This is a genomic window from Acrocarpospora catenulata, from assembly GCF_018476525.1.
GTDB classification, from domain to species: domain Bacteria; phylum Actinomycetota; class Actinomycetes; order Streptosporangiales; family Streptosporangiaceae; genus Acrocarpospora; species Acrocarpospora catenulata.
The window spans coordinates 251,189-273,721 of the sequence record NZ_JAHCST010000007.1 but is presented as its reverse complement, the minus strand read 5'-3'; the positions used below and the strand labels follow the sequence as shown (position 1 = coordinate 273,721).

The 22,533-nt window shown below is 70.9% G+C and carries 21 protein-coding genes; 13 read left to right on the top strand and 8 right to left on the bottom strand.

Annotated features, from left to right (window positions below):
* Positions 1-21 precede the first annotated feature (21 nt).
* Positions 22-1,422 carry an amino acid permease gene (locus KIP79_RS10160; protein ID WP_308169648.1) on the bottom strand — a complete coding sequence of 467 codons (1,401 nt, stop codon included), beginning with the start codon at positions 1,420-1,422 and terminating at the stop codon, positions 22-24.
* Positions 1,423-1,516: 94 nt separating this feature from the next.
* Here KIP79_RS10160 and dnaE point away from each other — a divergent pair, with 94 nt between their 5' ends.
* Positions 1,517-5,038, top strand: a complete 3,522-nt coding sequence (dnaE, locus tag KIP79_RS10155; protein WP_214104439.1) for a DNA polymerase III subunit alpha — start codon at positions 1,517-1,519, stop codon at positions 5,036-5,038.
* Between the two features lie 3 nt (positions 5,039-5,041).
* Here the strand turns inward: dnaE and KIP79_RS10150 are convergent, their stop codons facing one another.
* Positions 5,042-5,656, bottom strand: coding sequence for a nucleoside phosphorylase-I family protein (locus tag KIP79_RS10150; RefSeq protein ID WP_214104438.1), 615 nt, complete (start codon positions 5,654-5,656; stop codon positions 5,042-5,044).
* A gap of 226 nt (positions 5,657-5,882) precedes the next feature.
* On the opposite strand from KIP79_RS10150, the gene KIP79_RS10145 reads away from it, so the two are divergent.
* Positions 5,883-8,117: a transglycosylase domain-containing protein gene (locus tag KIP79_RS10145; RefSeq protein ID WP_250212955.1), complete on the top strand. Its 2,235-nt coding sequence runs from the start codon at positions 5,883-5,885 to the stop codon at positions 8,115-8,117.
* A gap of 11 nt (positions 8,118-8,128) precedes the next feature.
* On the opposite strand, the gene KIP79_RS10140 is transcribed toward KIP79_RS10145, so the two are convergent.
* Positions 8,129-9,622 (bottom strand): FtsX-like permease family protein, encoded by a 1,494-nt coding sequence (locus KIP79_RS10140; protein ID WP_214104436.1) that lies wholly within the window; start codon positions 9,620-9,622, stop codon positions 8,129-8,131.
* Positions 9,623-9,803: 181 nt separating this feature from the next.
* On the opposite strand from KIP79_RS10140, the gene KIP79_RS10135 reads away from it, so the two are divergent.
* Positions 9,804-10,226 (top strand): hypothetical protein, encoded by a 423-nt coding sequence (locus KIP79_RS10135; protein ID WP_214104435.1) that lies wholly within the window; start codon positions 9,804-9,806, stop codon positions 10,224-10,226.
* Between the two features lie 91 nt (positions 10,227-10,317).
* Here the strand turns inward: KIP79_RS10135 and murA are convergent, their stop codons facing one another.
* Positions 10,318-11,631 carry a UDP-N-acetylglucosamine 1-carboxyvinyltransferase gene (gene murA, locus KIP79_RS10130; protein WP_214104434.1) on the bottom strand — a complete coding sequence of 438 codons (1,314 nt, stop codon included), beginning with the start codon at positions 11,629-11,631 and terminating at the stop codon, positions 10,318-10,320.
* Between the two features lie 94 nt (positions 11,632-11,725).
* Here murA and KIP79_RS10125 point away from each other — a divergent pair, with 94 nt between their 5' ends.
* On the top strand, positions 11,726-12,205 hold the full coding sequence (locus KIP79_RS10125) for a hypothetical protein (RefSeq protein ID WP_214104433.1): 480 nt from the start codon (positions 11,726-11,728) through the stop codon (positions 12,203-12,205).
* Here KIP79_RS10125 and KIP79_RS10120 read toward each other — a convergent pair.
* From KIP79_RS10120 to KIP79_RS10110, 3 genes are all read right to left on the bottom strand, one after another.
* Positions 12,177-13,562, bottom strand: coding sequence for an amidase (locus KIP79_RS10120; RefSeq protein ID WP_214104470.1), 1,386 nt, complete (start codon positions 13,560-13,562; stop codon positions 12,177-12,179). The two genes, KIP79_RS10125 and KIP79_RS10120, sit on opposite strands and share 29 nt — an antisense overlap.
* Positions 13,563-13,640: 78 nt before the next feature.
* Positions 13,641-14,132 (bottom strand): Cys-tRNA(Pro) deacylase, encoded by a 492-nt coding sequence (gene ybaK, locus KIP79_RS10115; RefSeq protein ID WP_308169647.1) that lies wholly within the window; start codon positions 14,130-14,132, stop codon positions 13,641-13,643.
* A gap of 9 nt (positions 14,133-14,141) precedes the next feature.
* Positions 14,142-15,719 (bottom strand): dolichyl-phosphate-mannose--protein mannosyltransferase, encoded by a 1,578-nt coding sequence (locus KIP79_RS10110; protein WP_214104432.1) that lies wholly within the window; start codon positions 15,717-15,719, stop codon positions 14,142-14,144.
* A 151-nt stretch (positions 15,720-15,870) separates the two neighbouring features.
* Here KIP79_RS10110 and hisD point away from each other — a divergent pair, with 151 nt between their 5' ends.
* Genes hisD through hisF form a run of 9 tightly spaced genes read left to right on the top strand, consistent with a single transcriptional unit; the run spans position 15,871 to position 21,827 of the window.
* Positions 15,871-17,175, top strand: coding sequence for a histidinol dehydrogenase (hisD, locus tag KIP79_RS10105; protein ID WP_214104431.1), 1,305 nt, complete (start codon positions 15,871-15,873; stop codon positions 17,173-17,175).
* Positions 17,172-18,248, top strand: coding sequence for a histidinol-phosphate transaminase (locus tag KIP79_RS10100; RefSeq protein WP_214104430.1), 1,077 nt, complete (start codon positions 17,172-17,174; stop codon positions 18,246-18,248). Before hisD ends, KIP79_RS10100 begins: the two co-directional genes overlap by 4 nt.
* Positions 18,245-18,835 (top strand): imidazoleglycerol-phosphate dehydratase HisB, encoded by a 591-nt coding sequence (gene hisB / locus KIP79_RS10095; protein ID WP_214104429.1) that lies wholly within the window; start codon positions 18,245-18,247, stop codon positions 18,833-18,835. The genes KIP79_RS10100 and hisB overlap by 4 nt, the downstream gene beginning before the upstream one ends.
* The gene (locus KIP79_RS10090; RefSeq protein ID WP_214104472.1) at positions 18,832-18,984 is read left to right on the top strand and encodes a CG2302 family histidine operon protein; all 153 of its coding nucleotides are present in this window, start codon (positions 18,832-18,834) and stop codon (positions 18,982-18,984) included. The genes hisB and KIP79_RS10090 overlap by 4 nt, the downstream gene beginning before the upstream one ends.
* Positions 18,981-19,616 carry an imidazole glycerol phosphate synthase subunit HisH gene (gene hisH / locus KIP79_RS10085; protein WP_214104468.1) on the top strand — a complete coding sequence of 212 codons (636 nt, stop codon included), beginning with the start codon at positions 18,981-18,983 and terminating at the stop codon, positions 19,614-19,616. Before KIP79_RS10090 ends, hisH begins: the two co-directional genes overlap by 4 nt.
* Entirely contained in the window at positions 19,613-19,951 is a 339-nt protein-coding gene (locus tag KIP79_RS10080) for a hypothetical protein (protein ID WP_214104428.1), read from the top strand. The genes hisH and KIP79_RS10080 overlap by 4 nt, the downstream gene beginning before the upstream one ends.
* 3 nt (positions 19,952-19,954) lie before the next feature.
* The gene (priA, locus tag KIP79_RS10075) at positions 19,955-20,677 is read left to right on the top strand and encodes a bifunctional 1-(5-phosphoribosyl)-5-((5-phosphoribosylamino)methylideneamino)imidazole-4-carboxamide isomerase/phosphoribosylanthranilate isomerase PriA (protein WP_214104427.1); all 723 of its coding nucleotides are present in this window, start codon (positions 19,955-19,957) and stop codon (positions 20,675-20,677) included.
* Entirely contained in the window at positions 20,674-21,060 is a 387-nt protein-coding gene (locus tag KIP79_RS10070; RefSeq protein ID WP_214104426.1) for a RidA family protein, read from the top strand. The genes priA and KIP79_RS10070 overlap by 4 nt, the downstream gene beginning before the upstream one ends.
* Positions 21,057-21,827, top strand: a complete 771-nt coding sequence (gene hisF / locus KIP79_RS10065) for an imidazole glycerol phosphate synthase subunit HisF (RefSeq protein ID WP_214104425.1) — start codon at positions 21,057-21,059, stop codon at positions 21,825-21,827. The genes KIP79_RS10070 and hisF overlap by 4 nt, the downstream gene beginning before the upstream one ends.
* A gap of 18 nt (positions 21,828-21,845) precedes the next feature.
* Here the strand turns inward: hisF and KIP79_RS10060 are convergent, their stop codons facing one another.
* The gene (locus KIP79_RS10060) at positions 21,846-22,487 is read right to left on the bottom strand and encodes a GOLPH3/VPS74 family protein (RefSeq protein WP_214104424.1); all 642 of its coding nucleotides are present in this window, start codon (positions 22,485-22,487) and stop codon (positions 21,846-21,848) included.
* Positions 22,488-22,533: the final 46 nt, after the last annotated feature.

Sequence of the window (22,533 nt, the reverse complement as noted above, 5' to 3'; positions counted from 1 at the left end):
CTCAGACCAGGGGTATCACCTTTAGGACATCGGGTCCGCAACGGGAGGTTCGCACACGGGCGGGACGACCGATGATCGCCGGGCCTGGGTGACCCGCCAGCCCACCGTGATCGCGACGGCCAGCACCGGGATCAGGTAGAAGGCCACCCGCTGGTCGGGGTCGGCGAACGGCATCAGGATCACCACGAGGGCCAGGAATCCCAGCGTGATCCAGTTGGTGACCGGCGCGCCGGGCATCCGGAAGGCGGGCCTGGCCAGCTCGCCGCGGAGCGCGGCCTGGCGCAGCCGCAGCTGGCAGAACAGGAAGGTGCCCCAGGTGGTGACCACGCCCAGCGAGGCCACCGCGGTGGCGATGTTGAAGGCCCGCTCCGGGACGAAGTAGTACAGGACCACCCCGCCCAGCAGGACCACGGCGGTGAACAGGATTCCCCCGTACGGCACGTGCCGCCCGCTCATCGCCTTGGCGAATCCGGGGGCCTCGCCGCGCAGCGCCATCGAGCGCAGGATGCGGCCGGTGGCGTACAGGCCGGAGTTGCAGGAGGACATGGCGGCGGTGATCACCACCAGGTTCATGATGTCCCCGGCGACCGGGAATCCCAGGTGGCTGAAGACCGTGACGAACGGGGACTGGCCCGCCTGGTAGGTCGTCCACGGCAGCACCATGGCCAGCAGCAGCACCGAGCCCACGTAGAAGATCGCGATCCGCCAGGTCACCCCGTTGATCGCGCGGGGCATGATCTTGGCCGGGTCCTTGGTCTCCCCGGCCGCGATGCCGACCACCTCGATCGAGGCGTACGCGAAGACCACCGCCTGCAGGCTCATCAGCACCGGGCCGAACCCGCTCGGGAAGAACCCGCCCACCTCGGTCAGGTGCGCCGGGCCGGCCCCGTGCACCGAGAACAGCACCAGGTAGAGGCCGACCACCAGGAAGGTCACGATGGCGGCCACCTTCAGCAGCGCGAACCAGAACTCCAGCTCGCCGAAGAGCCGCACCGAGACCAGGTTCACCGACAGCACCAGGCCCAGTGCGATCAGCGCGGTCAGCCAGCGCGGGAAGTCCGGTGCCCACTTGTGGACGTAGATGGCCACCGCGGTCAGTTCGGCCACCCCGGTGGCGGCCCAGTTGATCCAGTACATCCAGCCGCTGGCGAAGCCCGCCCAGGGGCCGATGAAGGTGGTGGCGTAGTCCACGAAGGAGCCGGAGGTGGGGCGGTAGAGGACCAGTTCGCCCAGGGCGCGCATGACGAAGAAGGCGGCCACGCCCGCCAGCGCGTACGAGATGACCAGGGCGGGGCCCGCGGCGGCCAGGCGTCCGCCGGAGCCGAGGAACAGGCCGACGCCGATGGCGCCCCCGATGGCGATCATCTGAACCTGGCGGTTTCCCAGGGCGTGCGAATAGCCCTCGTCGGTGCCGTTTTTCACCGGCCGTCTCCCCCCGAAGATCGTTTCGACTGTGACACACGTGACGACTTTTTCGGCGTAGGCTCTCGTCACCGGGTCGGAAGATGGGGGTCTCATGGGCGATTCGTTTGTGCATCTGCACGTCCACACGGAGTACTCGATGCTCGACGGTGCGGCCCGGTTGAAGCAGATGTTCAAACTCGTGGGCGAGCTGGGCATGCCCGCGATCGCCATCACCGACCACGGCAACATGCACGGGGCCTACGACTTCTACAAGCAGGCTACCGGCGCGGGAGTAAAGCCGATCCTCGGCATCGAGGCGTACGTGGCGCCCGCCTCCCGCCACCACAAGAAGCAGGTCCTGTGGGGCGAGCCGCACCAGAAGAGCGACGACGTCTCGGCCGGCGGCTACTACACCCACATGACCATCTGGGCCAAGAACAAGGTGGGCCTGGCCAATCTGATCCGCCTGTCCTCCCGCGCCTACACCGAGGGCTTCGTCCGTAAGTGGGCGCGGATGGACGCCGAACTGCTCGCCGAGCACGCCGAAGGGCTGATGGCCACCACGGGCTGCCCCTCCGGCGAGGTGCAGACCCGCCTGCGGCTGGGGCAGTACGACGAGGCGGTCGCCGCCGCGGCCAAGTTCCAGGAGATCTTCGGCAAGGACAACTACTTCCTGGAGATCATGGACCACGGCCTGGACATCGAGCGCCGGGTCCGCGACGGCCTCACCCGGATCTCCGCGGAACTGGGCATCCCGCCCCTGGTCACCAACGACTCCCACTACACCTACGAGAGCGACTCGGCCTCCCACGACGCGCTGCTGTGCATCCAGACCGGCAAGCAGCTGTCCGACCCCGACAGGTTCCGCTTCGACGGCAGCGGCTACTACATCAAGACGGCCGACGAGATGCGCGCCGTGGACTCCTCCGACCTGTGGCAGGAGGGGTGCCGCAACACCCTGCTGGTGGCCGAGAAGGTCGACCCGTCGGACATGTTCGGCTACAAGAACCTGATGCCCAGCTTCCCGGTGCCGGAGGGGGAGACCGAGGAGACCTGGTTCCGCAAGCAGGTCTGGGCCGGCATGGACCGGCGCTTCCCCGACGGGTACGACGAGGAGCACCGCCGCTGGGCGGAGAACGAGATCAACGTCATCCTGCAGATGGGGTTCCCGTCCTACTTCCTCGTGGTCGCCGACTTCATCATGTGGGCCAAGAACAACGGCATCCGGGTGGGCCCCGGCCGTGGCTCCGCCGCGGGCTCCCTGGCCGCGTACGCGCTGGGCATCACCGACCTGGACCCGATCCCGCACGGCCTGATCTTCGAACGGTTCCTCAACCCCGAGCGCGTCTCGATGCCCGACGTCGACATCGACTTCGACGAACGTCGGCGGGCCGACGTGATCCGGTACGTGACCGAGCGCTGGGGTTCCGACAAGGTCGCCATGATCGCCACCTTCGGCACCATCAAGGCGAAAGCCGCCATCAAGGACGCCGCCCGCGTCCTCGGGCATCCGTACGCGCTGGGCGACCGCGTCTCCAAGGCGTTCCCGCCCGCCGTCATGGGCAAGGACATCCCGCTCAGCGGCATCTTCGACAGCGAGCACCCGCGCTACAACGAGGCCGGCGAGCTGCGCAAGCTCTACGAGGACGACGTCGACGTGCGGGCCACCATGGACCTGGCCAAGGGCCTGGAGGGCCTGATCCGGCAGACCGGCGTGCACGCGGCCGGAGTGATCATGTCCGCCGAGCCGCTGGTCGACAACGTGCCGATCATGCGGCGCGATTCCGACGGCGCGATCATCACGCAGTTCGACTACCCGACCTGCGAGACCCTCGGCCTGCTGAAGATGGACTTCCTCGGCCTGCGGAACCTGACGATCATCGACGACTGCCTGAAGATGATCGAGGGCAACACCGGCACCGACATCGACCTGCTCGCCCTGCCGCTGGACGACGTCAAGACCTACGAGCTGCTGGCCAGGGGCGACACGCTGGGCATCTTCCAGCTGGACGGCGGCGGCATGCGCTCGCTGCTGCGCATCATGCGCCCCGACAACTTCGAGGACATCTCCGCCGCCCTCGCCCTCTACCGGCCGGGCCCGATGGGCGCCAACTCGCACACCAACTACGCGCTGCGCAAGAACAAGCAGCAGGAGATCACCCCGATCCACCCCCAGCTGGAGGAGCCGCTCAGGGAGATCCTGGACACCACCTACGGCCTGATCGTCTACCAGGAGCAGGTCATGGCCATCGCCCAGAAGGTGGCCGGATACTCGCTGGGCGGCGCCGACCTGCTCCGCCGGGCCATGGGCAAGAAGAAGAAGTCCGAACTGGACAAGCAGTTCGAGTTCTTCGAGAAGGGCATGCTGGACAACGGCTTCTCGGCCGAGGCGATCAAGGCGCTCTGGGACATCCTGCTGCCGTTCTCCGACTACGCCTTCAACAAGGCGCACACCGCCGGGTACGGGCTGGTGTCGTACTGGACGGCCTACCTGAAGGCCAACTACCCCGCCGAGTACATGGCGGCCTTGCTCACCTCGGTCAAGGACGACAAGGACAAGTCCGCGCTCTACCTGAACGAGTGCCGCCGGATGGGCATCAAGGTGCTCCCGCCGGACGTCAACGACTCCGACTTCGACTTCACCCCGCGCGGCACCGACATCCGGTTCGGCCTGTCGGCCATCAGGAACGTGGGCGGGAACGTGGTGGACGGGGTCATCGCCGCCCGCCGGGAGAAGTCCAGGTTCGCCGACTTCAAGGACTTCCTGCGCAAGGTCCCGGCGTCGGTGTGCAACAAGCGGGTCATCGAGTCGCTGATCAAGTCCGGCGCCTTCGACTCCCTGGGCCACGTGCGCAAGGGCCTGGTGATGGTGCACGAGCAGGCCGTGGACGCGATCATCGACATCAAGAAGAACGAGGCCATCGGGCAGGACTCGCTGTTCGGCGCGATCGAGGGCGTGGAGGACCAGACCTTCGACGTGCAGATCCCGCAGGGGGAGTGGGACAAGAACACGCTGCTCCAGTTCGAGCGCGAGATGCTCGGTCTGTACGTCTCCGACCACCCCCTGCTGGGGGTCGAGCACATCCTGTCCAGCGGGGCCGACTGCTCGATCGCGGCGCTCCAGGACGAGAGCCGCCCCGACGGGCAGATCGTCACCGTCGGCGGCATCCTGTCCGGTGTGCAGCGCAAGGTCACCAAGAAGGGTGACACCTGGGTGCTCACCCAGCTGGAGGACCTGGAAGGCTCCATCGAGGTGATGATCTTCCCGTCCGCCTACCAGCTCTGCGCCACCATCCTGGCCGAGGACGTGATCGTCTTCGTCAAGGGCCGGGTGGACAAGCGGGAGGACGTCGCGAAGATCATCGCGATGGAGGTGACCCAGCCGGACCTGACCAGCGAGTCCGGCGGGCCCTTAGTGGTCAGCATGCCGGTCGCGCGGTGCACTCCGCCGGTGGTCGGCCGCCTCAAGGAGGTGCTCACCACCCACCCCGGCACCACCGAGGTCCACCTCCAGGTGCACAACGGCCCCCGGACCACGGTCATGCGCCTGGACGACCGGCTGCGGGTCAACCCCAGCCCGGCCCTCATGGGTGATCTGAAGCAGCTGCTGGGCCCCGCCTGTCTGGGCGCCTGACCCCTATCGTGCGGTAAGCCGCAGGTAGGGGATGAGGGACTGGAGGACCGCGGCGGCGTGCCAGGCGGCGACGCGCCGGTGGGTCTCGCCCGCGGCCGGGGGCGTGATGCCCTGGATCACCGCCCAGCCCTGGGTCAGCTCGCCCACCTCGGCGGGCTTGGCCGTGCCGACCGGTCCCGGGAGCACGCGGTGCGCCCGGGACACGCCCCTGGCGTCCTCGGTGCGCCAGTGCGCGGGGTCGCCGTAATCGCCGAAGAAGGCGGCGACGGCGTGGCCGATCCCGGTGCCGGGGCCGTCCACCACGGCTTCCGCGCAGACCACCACGTCACCGGCGGCCAGGCCGGGGTCGGTGGCCTCGGCGGTTCCGGTCAGCACCACGATGCCCGGCCGGAAGTGGCCGAGCAGGTGGCCGAGGGCCGCCGCGACCGAGTCGCGGGCCTGGAGGGCGGCGATCCGCGACGTGGTACCTCTGGTACGCACGGTGCCCTCATAGAAGAGCAGCCCCCCGGCCGCTGCCAGGCCCAGGTCGAGGACATCCCGGACCGCGCCCATCTCGACGGGGGTTCCGGTGATCACTCCGATGTCGACCGGCCGCCTCTCGTGGCTGATGCCGCTCACCGCTGCACTCCTCAGACTCGCGGGTCTCCGGGGGGTGGTGCAAGATCGTGTCGCGCCGTTGACTGCCTATTCTGACGCCACTTTGCGGTGCGGGAGTACGGTTCCGGCCGTGACGCCGGGTGATCTCCGGGTGATCTCGTGTGATTGCGATGTCTGACCCCTTTGTTGTGTTACGTTGACGCTGCGTGCGCTCCCCCTGGTCATTTCGCCGATGGGGAGAGTTGTCATGGTGCGGATCGGGGCGGTCGGCGGGCTGGCCTTGTGCGGGGCCGTCGGAGGGTTGCTGGGGGCCGCCCTGGTGGTGCCGTGGGTGGCAGGGGCGGGAGCGGCCGGCAACGCGGCGGCGGCCAACTTCACCAACCTGCCCGCGCCACCCCGGGAGGAGCAGCTCCCGGAGATGACCCGCATCCTGGACCGGAACGGCAAGAAGATCGCCCAGTTCTACTACCAGAACCGGCGGTCGGTGCCCATCGCGCAGGTCTCCGGGCACATGCGCAACGCCATCGTGGCCATCGAGGACGCCCGCTTCTTCGAGCACGCCGGCCTGGACGTCAAGGGCACCCTCCGGGCGCTGATCGCCAACGCCCGGGCCGGGGGCGTCAAGCAGGGCGGCTCCTCGCTGACCCAGCAGCTGGTGAAGAACATCATGGTCAACCGGGCCGAGTCGGACCACGAGCGGAACTCGGCGCGGGTGCAGAGCATCCGCCGCAAGCTCAACGAGATGCGGTACGCGCTGGCCATGGAGGAGCGCTACACCAAGAACCAGATCCTGGAGCGGTACCTGAACATCGCCTACTTCGGGGCGGGCGCGTTCGGGGTGCAGGCCGCCTCCCGGCGGTTCTTCGGGGTGGACGCCGACGATCTCACCCTGGCCCAGGCGGCCACGTTGGCCGGTTCGGTGCGCACGCCGTACGGGACCGACCCGTCGCTGGGTAAGGAGCAGCAGGCCGCGCTGCTGGAGCGGCGCAACACCGTGCTCGACCGGATGGCCCAGCTACGGATGATCACCCAGCTGGAGGCGGACCAGGCCAAGCGGCTGCCGCTGGGGCTGAAGCTGACCCCGGCCCCCGGGGGCTGCGAGACCAGCAAGTACCCGTTCTTCTGCGTGTACGTGCAGTCCGAGGTGCTGGACAATCCGGCCTTCGGCTTCACCCGGGCCGACCGGGAGCGGCGGCTGCGGATCGGCGGCCTGACCCTGCGCACCACCCTCGACCCGGTCGCCCAGAGCGCCGCCGAGCAGGCCATCCGGGCCAAGGTGGCGCCCGCGGACACCCAGGTGGCCGCCGAGGCGATGGTGGAACCGGGCACCGGGGCGATCCGCGCGCTGGCGGCCAGCAAGAAGTACGGCCGCAATCCCGGCGACAAGAACCTGGGCCCCAACACCACCTTCAACCTGCCCGCCGATCAGGCGCACGGGGGTGGCATGGGTTTCCAGGCCGGGTCCACCTTCAAGATCTTCACCCTGGCCGCCGCGCTCGCGAAGGGCTGGCGGTTCGGGGAGGGCTTCAACACCCCGGGCATGTTCGTGCCCTCGCAGGGCTACGTCAACTGCGCCGGAGAGAAGGTCAACGACCCCAAGGCCAAGGTGTTCAACGCCAGCGGCGAGGGTGTCGGCGGTCCTTACAGCCTCGAACTCGGCACCTGGAAGTCCTCCAACATCTTCTACATGATGCTGGAGAAGGAGGTCGGCCTCTGCAACGTGGTCAAGATGGCCGAAGCCGTCGGCATCCGCCGCCCCGACGGCGCCCCCCTCCAGCAGGTGCCCACCTTCACCCTCGGCGTCAACGAGATGGACCCGCTCACGGTGGCCGCCGCCTTCGCCGCCTTCGCCGCCCGGGGGGTGTACTGCAGGCCGACCGCCATCACCGCCATCTCGGAGCGTGACGGACGCTCGGTGGCCGTGCCGCCCAGCTGCTCGAACGCGGTGGAGGGGCCGGTGGCGGACGCCGTCAACCGTGTCCTGTCCGGCGTCTTCACCCAAGGCACCATGAAGGGCCAGTCCATCGGCCGTCCCGCGGCCGGGAAGACCGGCACCAACAACAGCTACACCTCGGCCTGGTTCGCCGGCTACACCCCCGACCTCGCGGCGGCGGTGAGCGTCGGCGACATCCGCGGCTCCTACAAATACCCCCTGACCGACGTGCAGATCGGCGGAACCCACTACGGCTCGGTCCAGGGCGCCTCCCTCCCGGGCCCCATCTGGGTCGACTCCATGACCAGAGCCCTCCGCGACACCGAGGCCCGCTCCTTCACCCCGCCGGACATGCAACGCTTCGGCGGCGGCTTCACTCCCGGCCTACGCGAAATGCTGGAAAACGAGAACCGCAAACGCCGCGACCGCCGTCCCTTCGACGATTTCCCCGACGACTACCCGGACTACCAGGAGTACGAGGACTACCGCGAATTCCGGGACTACCCACGCGGTTACCGCCCCCGCTACGGCCGCCGCTTCGACTGGTAGCGGGCACAGGGCTACTCGGCGCGCAGGGTCCCGGCCAGGTGGAGCCGGGCGGCGGCCCGGGCAGGCAGGGCCGCCAGCGCCGAGGCGGCCACCAGGCCGACGGGAACGGCCAGGGCCAGCGCCCACACCGGGGTCGGCGGAACGTACACCAGCGGCGTGCTTTCTGCCACCAGTCGCCACAGCGTGCGGCCCAATGCCAGGCCAAGCGGCACGCCGAACACGAGACCGAGCGCCGCCAGCGCGCCGGCCTGGGTGAGCGCGATCCACCTGACCTGCCTGGGGGTCATGCCCAGCGCACGCAGGACCACGATGTCGTGCCGCCTCCGGTGCCCGGCGGCGCTCACCGCGTGGCCGGCCGTCGCGACGGCCAGCAGGGCCAGGCACCCGGCCAGCACCACCGGCAGCACGCGCAGGTCGCGGACCTCGGTGATCTGCGGCGGCAGTAGGGCGGGGGACACGCCCAGCCGTGGCCGGGCGATCCTCGGCAGCACGTCCGCCTTGCGGTCACCGTTGTAGCCGAGGAAGACGACGGCCTGATGGGTCTGGCCGAAGCGGGACGGATCGGCCGTGGCCAGGACGGACATGGCGGGCGAACGCGGTGCCGCGGCGGCCGCCCGGCCGGCCCACGCGACGCCCACCGCCCCCGCCCCGATCAGCAGGGGCACCAGCAGGAGCGCCGGCGCCAGCACCGCCAGATCGAGGTCGAAGCCGGGACTCGGCTCGAAGTCGGCGGCGGCCCCGACCGGCGTCCAGATCGAGGCCACCGCCGCCCCGCACCCGCCGAGCACGCTTCCCGCCAGGCCGGCCACCACCGGGCCCAGCGCCGCCGCGCCCGCCTCCTGCCCCGGCGTCAGCCCGCTCGGCCGCAGCACCCGCAGGTCGGCCAGGGCCGATCCCACCCAACGCGCGACGTACTGCCCGATCACGAAGGCGCCTGCGGCCAGCGCCGCCAGCCCGAGGGCGAGCACGCTGAGCGCCTGGTAGGAGAGGAGTCGCTGGTGGTGGCGGCCGGTCTCGGCCAGGTCGTCCACCTGCACCGGATGCCCGGTCAGGGCCGCCATCCGCGTGCGCAGCTCGTCCACTCCGGCGGCGCCGTGCGTGAGCCGGGCCAGGGCCACCGAGAACCCGCGGCCCGAGGCCCCCAGGAGGTTGTCGCGATATTTCTGGAACAGGCCGGAAGAGGGCAGCACGACACCCGGGCCGTCCAGGCCGTCGGCGAACACCGGCGACCGGATGACCCCGACGATCCTGGCCGTGATCCGTGGCCCGCGGCCGCCCGGCATCGTGCCCCCGGCGTCCGCCAGCAGGTCCACCTCCTGCGGGGTGTTGAGCTGGATGCGGACGGTGTCGCCGACGCTCTTGCCAAGCGCGCTCGCCCCGCGCCGCGCCGCCGCGACAGCGGTCAGCACCACGCCCAGTCCGACGGCGATCAGCACCACCAGCACACACAGTTCCCGCCGCCGCCGACGCACTTCGACCCCGAACCACACGGGCAGAAATCCCACGCATCCGAATCTCCCGCTCCCGGCGGCCGGAGCCAAGGGTGCTGGCCCCCCGTGGACAGCCGAAGCGCGCCGGCCGCGGCGGTAACCACGTCGCAACCGCGCCGCAAGGTCTCGACCCCAAGCTGAGGCAGCCCAGCATTCCGCTGGGCGTACTCAGCTAGATCACACTACGGGGATCACCATGAAAATCTTCGCCATGCGCAAGCAGGCCACGCTGGCGGTACTCACTCTGGCGACCGTCGCGGGCGTGTCCGTCCTGGCGGCGCCCGCACAGGCGGCGTCAGCGCGCTGTGTCCTGACCATCACCGACTACGACCACGGGTACGTCTGGCGCGTCAACAACAACTGCACGCCCGCCAGACCCAGCGACAGGCTCATTCAGTCGGTTTACTGGGGGGCCGACTGGCCGGACGTCGACGACTACCTGTTCGAACGCAGGTACCCCACCATGAACGACATCTTCACCCAGGGCCGGGCCTTCCTCGACGAAGACACGGCCGGTAGCGACGAGGTCTACACGGAGAACAGGTTCCAGCGGATAGACGGCACCATCTACACCGTCAAGTCCAACGAGGTGCACAAGCAGTTCTGGAGCAAGTTCTAGGGCATGCGATCCGAGGCTCTCGCCCCGCCACTGCCGGACTCCACGTACGGAGACGACCGGCCGCCCCCGGGAGGGACGGCCGGTGCGAAGGTCAGCTCGCCGGGGTGCCTCGGCGGATTTTGAGGCCCAGGGAAGTGAACTGCTCGAACGGGCGGTGGTAGCCGCGTTCGATGTGGTTGACGCCGCGGAGGGTGGAGGTGCCTTCGGCCACCGAGGCGGCCAGGACGGCGGAGAAGCCGGCCCGGATGTCGGGGAGGGTCACGTCGGCGCCGCGGAGCTTGGAGACGCCGCGGACGACCGCCGAGTGCTTGGCGTTGGTGTCGTGGTACCGGCAGGCCGGGCCGCCCAGGCACTGCGCGAAGACCTCGATCTCGCAGCCCATCTTCTGCAGGGCGGGCACGTACACCAGCCGGTTCTCGAAGACCGTCTCGTGCAGGACCGACATGCCCTCGGCCCGGGTGAACAGCACCATCAACGGCGTCTGCCAGTCCGTCATGAACCCGGGATGGGTGTCGGTCTGCACAGCCGCGGCACGCAGCCCGTCGGGCGCCGCGGCGGTCAGCCACTCGTCGGTGATCTCGAACCGCGCGCCCATCCGGGCCAGCGTGGTGATCGCCGTCACCAGCCGATCCTGCGGACACCCGTGCACCCGCACGAACCCACCGGTGACCAGCCCGGCCACCAGGTAGGAGAACGCCTCGATCCGATCCCCCGCCAGCCAGGTGGAAGCCCCGCGCAGCCGCTCCACACCCTCGATCACGATCCGCCGATCGGGGCTGAGCTCGATCATCGCCCCCATCCGCTGGAGGAACAGCGCCAGCTCCACCACCTCGGGCTCCATCGCCGCGCCCTTGATGACGGTCTTCCCCTCAGCCAGCACCGCCGTCATCAGGATGGTCTCGGTGGCCCCGACGCTCGGATACGGCAAGGTGATCCGCGTCCCGTGCAACCGGCTGGCCTTGGCCGTGATCCCGTTCTCGTCCTCGGTGATCTCGGCGCCCATCGACCGGAGCGCCTCCAGGTGGAAGTTGACCGGCCGCCGCCCGATCGGATCCCCGCCCACCATCGGGACGAACGCCTCACCCGCCAGGTGGAGCAGCGGCCCGAGCATCAGGATCGGAATCCGGTTGAGCCCGGTGTACTTCTCCGGCACCCGGGGACGGATCTCCGGGCCCTGCTCGATGGTGATCTCCCCGTCGGCGATCTCCACGTGGATGCCAAGGGCTTCCAGCATCGCCGCGGTGAGTCCGACCTCGCCGACCTCGGGGGCGTTGTGCAGCGTGCTCGGGCCGGTGCCCAGCATCGCCGCGACCATGTGCTTGGAAACCGCGTTCTTTGAACCCCGGACTTCGACGTCCCCCCGGAGTGGGCCGGATGGTTCGATATGCCACGCCTCTTCGTTCACGGGGCAATGCTAACGGCGTCGGAGTAGATCCCCGTGAATCTCCACGGGACCGGTCCACATGTGCGCCGGGGACCCGGGTACTAGCATCAGGACGGTGCGGCGGATCTCCTACTTCGTGAAGACGGTCCTGGTCCTCCTTGTGCTGGGGGCGGTGGCGGGGCTGGCCTGGTCGTACTTCGCGCCGCGCACCCATTATCTGCTGGCCGACGGGCAGTGGCTGGTCGCCGACCCCAACACCCAGACCCTGATCGCCGCCGACGGCTGGTTCGCCGTGATCACCGGCGCGCTCGGCCTGCTCTGCGGGCTGGCGGGCTACCGGCTGGCGGAGGAGCGGGCCATCGAGGTGGTCTCCGGCCTGGCGGCCGGAGGCGTCGCGGCGGCCCTGGTGGCCTATCTGGTGGGCTCCTCCGTAGGCGGCGCGGCGATCCAGGCGGCCGCCGCCGGCGGGTACAGCACCCGCGACACACTCGGCCTGACCGCCTACGGCGTGCTGGTGTTCTGGCCGGTGGTGGCGGCCGGCACGTTCTGGGCGCTGGAGTTCGCCGTCACCTACCGGGAGCGCCATCAGGAGTGAGTTGGGGCCGGATCCGCCCGAACCCGGTGGCCCGCTCGAAGGCGTGCCCGAGCCGGAGCACGTCCAGATCGGCCCACGGCCGCCCGACGATCTGCACCCCCACCGGCAGCCCCGCGTCGGTGAACCCGCAGGGCACCGAGAGGGCGGGCGCGCCGAGCACGCTGATCCAGTAGCAGGAGCGCATCCAGGCCAGATAGTCCGGCATCTGCTGCCCGTTGATCCGCGTCACGTACGGATCCTCCACCGGGAACGGCGGCACCTGGCTGACCGGGGCCACCAGGAAGTCGTACCGATCCCAGAACTCGGTCATCCGGTGCCAGAGCGCCGTGCGGAGGCGTTCGGCGTGGGCCAGGTCGGCGCCGGTGAGCTTGCGGCCCTGCTCGACGTTCCAGGCCACGTTGGGGCCGACGCCGTCCAGTTCGCCGAAGTTGAGCGCGTAGTACCAGGACCGGTAGGTGCGGAACGCCTCCTCGGCGCCGGACAGGTCCGGGTCGGCCGGTTCCACGATGGCCCCCAGGTCGGCCAGCACCTTGGCGGCGCCGGCGGTGACGACCGCCGTCCCGGCGTCCACCGGCAGCCCGCCCAGGTCGGGGCTGAACGCGATCCGGGTCCCGGTGAGGTCGCGCTCCAGCGTTTCGGCGAAGACCTCCCCGCCCTCCCGGACGGCCAGCGGGGAGCACGGGTCGAAGCCGGCGATCGCGCGCAGGAAGAGCGCCAGGTCCGCGACCGTGCGGGCCATCGGTCCCGAGACGCCCAGCGTGTACCAGGCCGCGGTGTCCGAGCGCGTCGGCACCCGGCCGGGCGTCGGCCGCAGGCCCACGATGTTGCAGAAGGAGGCCGGGTTCCGCAGCGAGCCGCCCATGTCGGACCCGTCCGCCAGGGCCACCATGCCGGTGGCCAGCGCCGCCGCCGCGCCGCCGCTGCTGCCCCCGGCCGACCTGCTCAGATCGTACGGATTGCGGGTGGCTCCGAAGACCTCGTTGACGGTGTGCGAGCCGGTGCCGAACTCGGGGGTGTTGGTCTTGCCCAGCATGATCCCCCCGGCCGCCCGGACCCGCCGCACCAGCAGGTCGTCGGCATCCGGCACGTGGTCGGCGAAGACCGCAGAGCCGTACGTGGTGCGCACCCCCGCCGTGTCCACCAGGTCCTTGTGCCCGACCGGCAACCCGTGCAGCGGCCCCCGCCAGGGACCCGCGTCCAGGTCGGCGGCGCGCAGCAGCGCCTGGTCGGCCACCAGCGTCACGATCGCGTTGACCGCCGGGTTGACCTCCTCGACCCGGCGCAGGTGCGCCTCGACCACCTCGACCGCGCTCACCTGCCTGGTCCTGAGCAGCCCCGACAGCTCCACCGCGGACATGTAGTGCACTCATCCACCCCCTCAGGACCGAGTCTCACCGACCCGGCCTGTCAGCCGCGTCGGCAACATTCGCCGAGGCTAGAGCTTGGCTATGGGCGCGGTGACCGCGTCGGTGAGCTTGACCAGGTTGGCCGGGTCGGTCTCGATCTGCAGGCCGCGCCGCCCGGCCGAGAAGTAGATCGTCTCGAAGCCGAGGGCCGACTCGTCCACCACCGTGGGCAGGCGCTTGCGCTGGCCGAGCGGGCTGATCCCGCCCACCACGTAACCGGTCACCCGCTCCACCTTGACGGCCTCGGCCATCGCCGCCCGCTTGCCGTGCAGCGCCGCCGCGAACGCCTTCAGGTCCAGCTTGCCCGCCACCGGCACCACCGCGACCGCGAGCCCGGCCTCGGTCTCGGCCACCAGCGTCTTGAAGATGCGCTCGTAGGGCAGCCCCAGCGCGTCGGCCGCCTCCTCGCCGTAGGCCTGCGCGTTCGCGTCATGCTCGTACGGATGCAGGGTGAACTCGGCCTTCGCCTGGGTCAGCGCCACCGTCGCGGGAGTGCCCTGCCCGCCTTTGCTCTTCGCCACGGGCCAAGCCTAAGCCCAGCTCCGCAACAGCATCCGCCGCCACCAGTCCTCGTACGGGATGGGCTCGGCGGTCAGCACCGGATGCAGCCACCAGAAGTTGAGCAGCGCGCAGAGCGCGAACAGCCCCACCACCGCGGCGCCCACCGCGCGCCGCCCCGGCGGGGCGTCCGCCCTGCCGATCAGCAGCCCGCCGGCCAGCACCAGCGCCAGGATCATGAACGGCACCATGGGCAGCGCGTAGAACTGGAACATGGTGCGGTTGTCGGCCAGCGCGAAGTAGAACCAGGGCAGCCAGCCGACCGCGTAGCCGAGCAGCACCGCGCCGGCCCGCCAGTCCCGGACCGCCGTGTACCAGGCCACCATGGCGATCAGGGCCAGCAGCCCGCCGTACCAGATCACGGGGGTGCCCACGTTGAGCACCGCGGCGGAGCAGGAGTCGGCGCCGCAGCCGGTCGGGCTGGCGTAGTAGAAGGCCACCGGGCGCTGGAGCAGCGGCCACTGCCACGGCTCCGACATCCAGTCGTGGGTGGCCTCCAGGCCGGTGTGGAAGGAGAGCGCGGCCGTCTGGTACCCGAACCAGGAGCGGACGGAGTCGATCACGAAGAAGGCCGGGCCGTGCGCGGTGGCCTGCGCCCAGTTCCGCCCGTACCCGAGCGAGGAGGCGAACCACCCGGCGAAGGAGGCCACGTACACCACCCCGGGCACCACCACCAGCCACGCCGCCGACAGCGGCAGGTCCAGCTTGCCCGTTCCCAGGTACGGCCTGCGCAGCCCCACCGCCCGCCGCGCCCCCGCGTCCCAGACCAGCACCATGACGGTGAACGCCACGATGAAGAAGATCGCCGTCCACTTGGTGGCCAGACCGGCCCCCAGACAGAGCCCGCCCGCCAGCCGCCACGGCCGCAGCCCGAGCCGGGGCCCCAGTTCCTCCGACCCGGCCGACTCCCGCCAGTCCGCGAGCCGCTCCCTGGTCCTGTCCCGGTCGGTGACCAGGCAGGCGAACCCCGCGACGATCCAGAACGTGAGGAAGATGTCCAGGATCGCGATCCGGGAGAGCGTGAAGTGCAGGCCGTCCAGGGCCAGCAGGAAGCCGGCCAGCGAGCCGAGCAGCACCGACCGGGTCATCCGCAGCGCCACCCTGGCCAGGATCAGGATGGTGAGCGAGCCGATCACCGCCGCCGCGATGCGCCAGCCGAACGGGTTCACCCCGAAGATCAGCTCGCCCAGGCCGATCAGCCACTTGCCCAGCGGGGGATGGACCACGTACTCGGCGCAGTCGCTCACCTGCGGGCAGGAGGAGAACACCCCCGTGCCGCCGTTCATCATCAGCGCGTCGGGGTCCTTCACCGAGGTGCGCTCCACGCCATAGGTGATCAGCGAGTACGCGTTCCTGGCGTAGTACGTCTCGTCGAAGACCACCGCGTGCGGCGTGCCCAGGTCCCGCAGGCGCAGGAAGGCCCCGAACGCGGTCACGAGAAGAGGGCCGAGCCAGCCCCAGAGCACACTCTCCTGGAAGGCCGGCAGCAGGCGGGCACGCACTGACGGCGACGGCAGGAGCCGGTCACGCACGGACGGCGATTCGCTCATCGGGCAATCGTAAAGTTTGTGAAAGGGTGGATTAGCCTACTTTGACGTATCCCATGGATCTTCGGATCCGTCACCCGGATCTTGCATGACACGGCACGTCCGCATGGTGGACAGAACCGGAATCCGGGCGGACCCTCCGTAGACTGGGCGAGTGATTTCCCGTATCGACCTGCGCGGCCCGCTGCCCCGGGACCTGCGCGATGTGCTGCCCCGTGCCGACCTGGACGTGGAGGCCGCCCTGGAGAAGGTGCGGCCCATCTGCGAGGAGGTCCGCCATCGCGGCGCGGCGGCCGTACGGGAACTGACCGCCCGCTTCGACGGGGTCGACCTGCCCACCGCCCGGGTGCCCGCCGCCGCCATCACCGCCGCCCTGGCCGGGCTCGACCCGAAGGTCAGGCAGGCCCTGGAGGAGGCCATCCGGCGCACCCGGCTGGTCCACCGCGACCAGCGCCGCACCGACGTGACCACCGCCGTGGTCCCCGGCGGCACCGTCACCGAACGCTGGATCCCGGTCGAGCGGGTCGGGCTGTACGCGCCGGGCGGCCTGGCCGTCTACCCGTCCAGCGTGGTCATGAACGTGGTCCCCGCCCAGGAGGCCGGGGTGCCCTCGATGGCGGTGGCCTCGCCGCCGCAGTCCGACGGCCTGCCGCACCCCACCATCCTGGCCGCCTGCGCGCTGCTCGGCGTGGCGGAGGTCTACGCGGTGGGCGGCGCCCAGGCCGTGGCCATGTTCGCCTACGGCACCGAGGACTGCCCGCCGGTCAGCATGGTCACCGGTCCAGGCAACGTCTGGGTGGCCGCCGCCAAGCGCCTGCTCAAGGGCCGGATCGGGATCGACGCCGAGGCGGGCCCGACCGAGATCGCGGTGCTCGCCGACGCCACCGCCGACCCGGTGCACGTGGCCGCCGACCTGATCAGCCAGGCCGAGCACGACCCGATGGCCGCCGCCGTGCTGGTCACCGACTCCGAGGACCTGGCCGAGGCGGTGGAGAAGGAGCTCGCCGTCCAGGTCGAGGCCACCAAGCACCGCGAGCGCATCGCCACCGCGCTGGGCGGCCCGCAGTCCGGCGTCGTGCTGGTCTCCTCCCTCGAGGACGGCCTGCGCGTGGTCGACGCGTACGCGGCCGAGCACCTGGAGATCCAGACCGCCGACGCGGCGGCCGTGGCGGCCCGGGTGCGCAACGCCGGGGCCATCTTCGTCGGCTCCTTCGCGCCGGTCTCGCTCGGCGACTACCTGGCCGGCTCCAACCACGTGCTGCCCACCGGCGGCTGCGCCTGCCACAGCTCCGGCCTGTCCGTGCAGACCTTCCTGCGCGGCGTGCACGTGGTCGACTACACCCGAGAGGCGCTCGCCGAGGCCGCGCCGCTGGTCTGCACGCTCGCCGACGCCGAGGACCTGCCCGGTCACGGCGCCGCCGTGCGCGCCCGTTTCGACTGGGAGATCCCCGCCCCGTGACCACTCTCGACGACCTGCCCATCCGGGACGACCTGCGCGGCAAGCAGCCCTACGGCGCGCCGCAGCTCGACGTGGCGGTGCAGCTGAACACCAACGAGAATCCGTACCGGCCGTCGGACGCGCTGGCCGCGGACCTGGCCGAGGCGATCCGCCGGGCCGCCGGCACGCTCAACCGCTACCCCGACCGGGACGCCGTGGAGCTCCGCAAGGACCTGGCCGACTTCCTCGGCCACGGGCTGACCGGGCGGCAGCTCTGGGCGGCCAACGGCTCCAACGAGATCCTGCAGCAGGTCCTCCAGGCGTTCGGCGGGCCCGGCCGCTCGGCCATCGGGTTCGAGCCGTCGTACTCGATGCACCCGATCATCGCCGGGGGCACCAACACCCGGTGGATCGAGGGCGGGCGGGAGCAGGACTTCTCGCTCGACCCCGACCGGGCGGTGGCGCTCATCGAGGAGCACCGGCCGGACGTGGTCTTCCTCACCTCGCCCAACAACCCGACCGGGACGGCGCTGCCGATCGCGGTGATCGAGCGGGTGCTGGCCGCCGCCCCCGGCATGGTGGTGGTGGACGAGGCGTACGCGGAGTTCGCCCGGGGCGGCACGCCCTCGGCGCTGACCCTGCTGCCCAGCCACCCCCGGCTGGTCGTGACCCGGACCATGTCCAAGGCGTTCGCGCTGGCCGGGGCCCGGGTGGGCTACCTGGCGGCGGACCCGGCCGTGATCGACGCCATGCTGCTGGTGCGGTTGCCGTACCATCTGTCCACGCTCACCCAGGCCGCGGCCCGGGTGGCGCTGGCGCACCGCGAGGAGCTGCTGGGCACGGTGGCCGCGCTGCGCGCCGAGCGGGACGAGACGGTGCGCTGGCTACGGCAACGTGGCCTGACGGTCGCTGACAGCGACTCCAATTTCGTGCTATTCGGTAAGTTTCCGGATCGGCATGCGGTGTGGGAAGGACTGCTGGACCGCGGCGTGCTGATCAGGGAGACCGGCCCGGCCGGCTGGCTGCGCGTCTCGATCGGCACACCGGAGGAGATGGCGGCCTTCCGGGCCGCGCTGGAAGGGGTTCTCGGATGAGGATCGGGCGGATTGAGCGGGCCACCAAGGAGACCTCGGTGCTGGTCGAGGTCAACCTCGACGGCACCGGCCAGGTGGAGGTGGCCACCGGCGTCGGGTTTTACGACCACATGCTCGCCCAGCTGGGCAAGCACGGTCTGTTCGACCTGACCGTGAAGACCGAGGGCGACCTGCACATCGACTCCCACCACACGATCGAGGACACCGCGATCGCGCTGGGCGCCGCCTTCCGGGAGGCGCTGGGCGACAAGTCGGGCATCCGGCGGTTCGGCAACGCGTCCTGCCCGCTGGACGAGGCGCTGGCCGAGGTCACCGTGGACCTGTCCGGCCGGCCGTACCTGGTGCACAGCGAGCCCGAGGGCATGGCGCCGATGATCGGCCCGGAGTACGACACCACGCTCACCCGGCACATCCTGGAGTCCTTCGTGGCCCAGGCCGCGATCTGCCTGCACGTGCGGGTGCCGTACGGGCGCAACGCCCACCACATCGTGGAGGCGCAGTTCAAGGCGCTGGCCCGGGCGCTCCGCGCGGCCTGCGAGCCCGACCCGCGCGCGACGGGCGTGCCCAGTACCAAGGGAGTGCTGTGACCCTCGCCTCCGGTGGAATGATCTTCTTTGGCCTCTTCCTCATCGGCGGGGTCATCTCCTTCTTCCGCCAGGGGTTCAAGGTGGCCGCAGTGGTGACGGGCGCGGTATCGGCACTGGCGATAACGGCGGGGGTGCTCTGGTGGCAGTGAACAAGCGCGTCGTGATCCTGGACTACGGGTCGGGGAACCTGCGTTCCGCGGAGCGGGCGGTGGCCCGGGCCGGGGCCGAGGTGACGGTGACCGCCGACTACGACGCGGCGATGGAGTGCGACGGCCTGGTGGTTCCCGGCGTGGGCGCGTTCGCGGCCTGCATGGCCGGGCTGAAGGGCGTGCACGGGGACCGCATCGTGGGCCGGCGATTGGCGGCCGGGCGGCCGGTGCTGGGCATCTGCGTCGGCATGCAGATCCTGTTCGAGAAGGGCGTCGAGCACGGCGTGCACACCGAGGGCTGCGGGGAGTGGCCCGGCACGGTGGAGCGGCTGGAGGCGCCGGTGCTGCCGCACATGGGCTGGAACACGGTCACCGTGCCGGAGGGCTCGGTGCTCTTCCGGGGGCTCGACGCGGACACCCGGTTCTACTTCGTGCACTCCTACGGCGTACGGCACTGGGAACTCCAGGCCGGGCCCGGGTTCACCCAGCCGCTGGTCACCTGGGGCGAGCACGGTGTGCCGTTCGTGGCGGCCGTGGAGAACGGCCCGCTGATGGCCACCCAGTTCCATCCCGAGAAGTCCGGCGACGCCGGCGCCCAACTGCTGGCCAACTGGCTGAACACCCTGCCATGAGCAAGGAACGGGCCAAGCGGCGGGCCGCGCGGGAGGCCGAGCAGGCCAAGCTGGCCGCCGAGCGCGCCGTCCGCGAGGCCCGCGCCGCCCGCCGCCGGGAGCTGCGCGGACGCATCACCGCGGTGCTACCCCGGCCGGTTCGGGTGGCCCGGCAGGGCGGCTACCTGGCCAGGCGGCGCCGCACGCAGAACGCGGTGATGGCCGTGCTCTGGTTCCTGGTCCAGGTGCTGGCCTGGATTCTTCTCGACACCTGGATGGCCAGAATCGCGGTCTTCGCGGTGTCGCTCCTGCTCATCCCGGTGCTTGTCACCGTCTTCTTCGACCGGAGGTCGTAAACGATGTCCCTGGTGTTGCTACCCGCGGTGGACGTGGCGGACGGCCAGGCCGTCCGCCTGGTCCAGGGAGAGGCGGGTTCGGAGACCTCCTACGGCGACCCGCTCGCCGCCGCCCTGGCCTGGCAGGAGGCCGGGGCCGAGTGGATCCACCTGGTGGACCTGGACGCCGCCTTCGGCCGGGGGAGCAACCGGGAGTTGCTGGCCGAGGTGGTCGGCAAGCTGGACGTGCGGGTGGAGCTCTCCGGCGGTATCCGGGACGACGCCTCGCTGGCCGCGGCGCTGGCCACCGGCTGCCGCCGGGTCAACATCGGCACCGCCGCGCTGGAGAACCCGGCCTGGTGCGCCAAGATCATCGCTGAGCACGGCGACCGGATCGCGGTCGGCCTGGACGTGCGCGGCAGCACGCTGGCCGCCCGCGGCTGGACCGAGGAGGGCGGCGACCTGTGGGAGGTGCTCGACCGGCTGGAGGCCGACGGCTGCCCCCGCTACGTGGTCACCGACGTCACCAAGGACGGCACGTTGCGCGGCCCCAACCTGGACCTGCTCCGCCAGGTCTGCGCCCGCACCGACCGGCCGGTGATCGCCAGCGGCGGCGTCTCCTCGCTGGACGACCTGCGCGCCCTGGCCACCCTGGTCCCCGACGGCGTCGAGGGCGCCATCGTGGGCAAGGCCCTGTACGCCGAGCAGTTCACCCTCCAGGACGCGCTGAAGGCGGTGCGCGCATGATCCCCGCCACCCGCATCGCCTCCGGCGGCCCCTGGGAGGACCGCTACGGCTACTCGCGCGCCGTCATCGCCGGACCGCACGTGCTGGTCTCCGGCTGCACCGCCGTGGTCGGCGGCGAGCTCCAGCACATCGGCGACGCCTACCAGCAGGCCATCACCGCCTTCGGGGTGGCCCTGGACGCGCTGGCCAAGGCCGGCGCCTCCCGCGACGACGTGGTCCGCACCCGGCTCTACGTGGTCAACGAGGCCGACTTCGACGCGGTCGGCAACGCGCACGGCCACATCTTCCGCGAGGTGCGCCCGGCCTGCACCAGCGTCCAGGTGGCCGGCCTGGTCGACCCGCGCATGCTGGTCGAGGTCGAAATAGAGGCGTACCGGCCATGACCGTAGCGGTACGCGTGATCCCCTGCCTGGACGTGGACGCCGGGCGGGTGGTCAAGGGCGTCAACTTCGAGAACCTGCGGGACGCCGGCGACCCGGTGGAGCTGGCCCGTCGCTACGACGCCGAGGGCGCCGACGAGCTGACCTTCCTGGACATCACCGCCTCCAGCTCCGACCGCTCCACCATGCTGGACGTGGTGCGCCGCACCGCCGAGCAGGTCTTCATCCCGCTCACCGTGGGCGGCGGGGTCCGCGCGGTGGAGGACGTGGACCGGCTGCTGCGCGCGGGCGCCGACAAGGTCGGCATCAACACCGCCGCGATCAGCCGTCCGGAGCTGCTGCGTGAGGCGTCCTGGCGGTTCGGGGCGCAGTGCATCGTGCTGTCGGTGGACGCCCGGCGGGTGGTGGACGGTCCGCCCACGCCCAGCGGCTTCGAGGTGACCACGCACGGCGGGCGCCGGGGGACCGGCATCGACGCGGTGGAGTGGGCGGCCAGGGGCCAGGAGCTGGGGGTCGGCGAGATCCTGCTCAACTCGATGGACGGCGACGGCACCAAGGACGGCTACGACATCGAGATGATCGAGGCCGTGCGGGCCGTGGTGACGGTGCCGGTGATCGCCTCGGGCGGCGCGGGCAAGCTGGCCGACTTCCCGCCGGCCGTCGCGGCGGGCGCGGACGCGGTGCTGGCGGCCAGCGTCTTCCACTTCGGCGAGCTGAAGATCCCCGACGTGAAGGACACGCTGCGGGCCGCCGGACACCCGGTGCGCTGAACGAATTCGCTGAAAGATTCAGCGGCGGCTGATCACCGCACCGCCCACGGCGGCCTCGGTCTGGGCGATCAGCTCCCGCAGCGTGGCGGGCAGGGCGGCGATGGACTCGCGCAGGTACTGGGGGCTCTGGTCCCAGAGCACCAGCCGCGAGCCGCCGGTGGCGACCAGCAGGCCGAAGAGCACGCCGTCCTGCATGCGCAGCGGCTGGCGGCGCTCGATGGCCAGATTGAGCCGTCCCACCGGCCAGGCCGCCTTGTTGGCCTCCACCGGGGCCTGGGCGGTCGATCCCAGCAGGCGTTTGGCCGCGGGCCGGAGCAGGCCGGCCTCGGTCATCCTGGCCGCCACGTCGGCGTGCGCGGTTCTGGCCAGGAAGAGCAGCCAGGTGCCGACCGGGTGGGTGGGCTCGGCGACCAGGTGGTCCAGGGCGTACTGGGTGGGCGCGTCACCGGTCGGCGCCGGGTCGACCACGGCGAGTTGGACCTGACCCGGGACCAGCCGGACGGTGACGCGCCCGGTCAGCATCAGCTCACCGAGCACCGCGGCGGCCAGTCCGAGACCGGTCAGCCGGGGATGGAGCCGCATTCGCCCTGACACGTCGTCATGCATGACGAAGTAGAGGTCGTCGGCCAGACTTAGTGCTGGAAGATCACCTTCAGCCACGTTCGGTGATGTTATCGGCGAATTGTTAAGTCTGTCATTACAAGAC

Excerpts from the sequence above, each read along its gene's own strand:
- KIP79_RS10145 (WP_250212955.1), top strand. The coding sequence starts at position 5,883 with ATGGTGCGGATCGGGGCGGTCGGCGGGCTGGCCTTGTGCGGGGCCGTC.
- KIP79_RS10070 (WP_214104426.1), top strand. The coding sequence starts at position 20,674 with ATGATCCCCGCCACCCGCATCGCCTCCGGCGGCCCCTGGGAGGACCGC.
- KIP79_RS10135 (WP_214104435.1), top strand. The coding sequence starts at position 9,804 with ATGAAAATCTTCGCCATGCGCAAGCAGGCCACGCTGGCGGTACTCACT.
- KIP79_RS10110 (WP_214104432.1), bottom strand. The coding sequence starts at position 15,719 with ATGAGCGAATCGCCGTCCGTGCGTGACCGGCTCCTGCCGTCGCCGTCA.
- KIP79_RS10080 (WP_214104428.1), top strand. The coding sequence starts at position 19,613 with ATGAGCAAGGAACGGGCCAAGCGGCGGGCCGCGCGGGAGGCCGAGCAG.
- priA (WP_214104427.1), top strand. The coding sequence starts at position 19,955 with ATGTCCCTGGTGTTGCTACCCGCGGTGGACGTGGCGGACGGCCAGGCC.
- hisF (WP_214104425.1), top strand. The coding sequence starts at position 21,057 with ATGACCGTAGCGGTACGCGTGATCCCCTGCCTGGACGTGGACGCCGGG.
- dnaE (WP_214104439.1), top strand. The coding sequence starts at position 1,517 with ATGGGCGATTCGTTTGTGCATCTGCACGTCCACACGGAGTACTCGATG.
- KIP79_RS10120 (WP_214104470.1), bottom strand. The coding sequence starts at position 13,562 with ATGTCCGCGGTGGAGCTGTCGGGGCTGCTCAGGACCAGGCAGGTGAGC.
- hisB (WP_214104429.1), top strand. The coding sequence starts at position 18,245 with ATGAGGATCGGGCGGATTGAGCGGGCCACCAAGGAGACCTCGGTGCTG.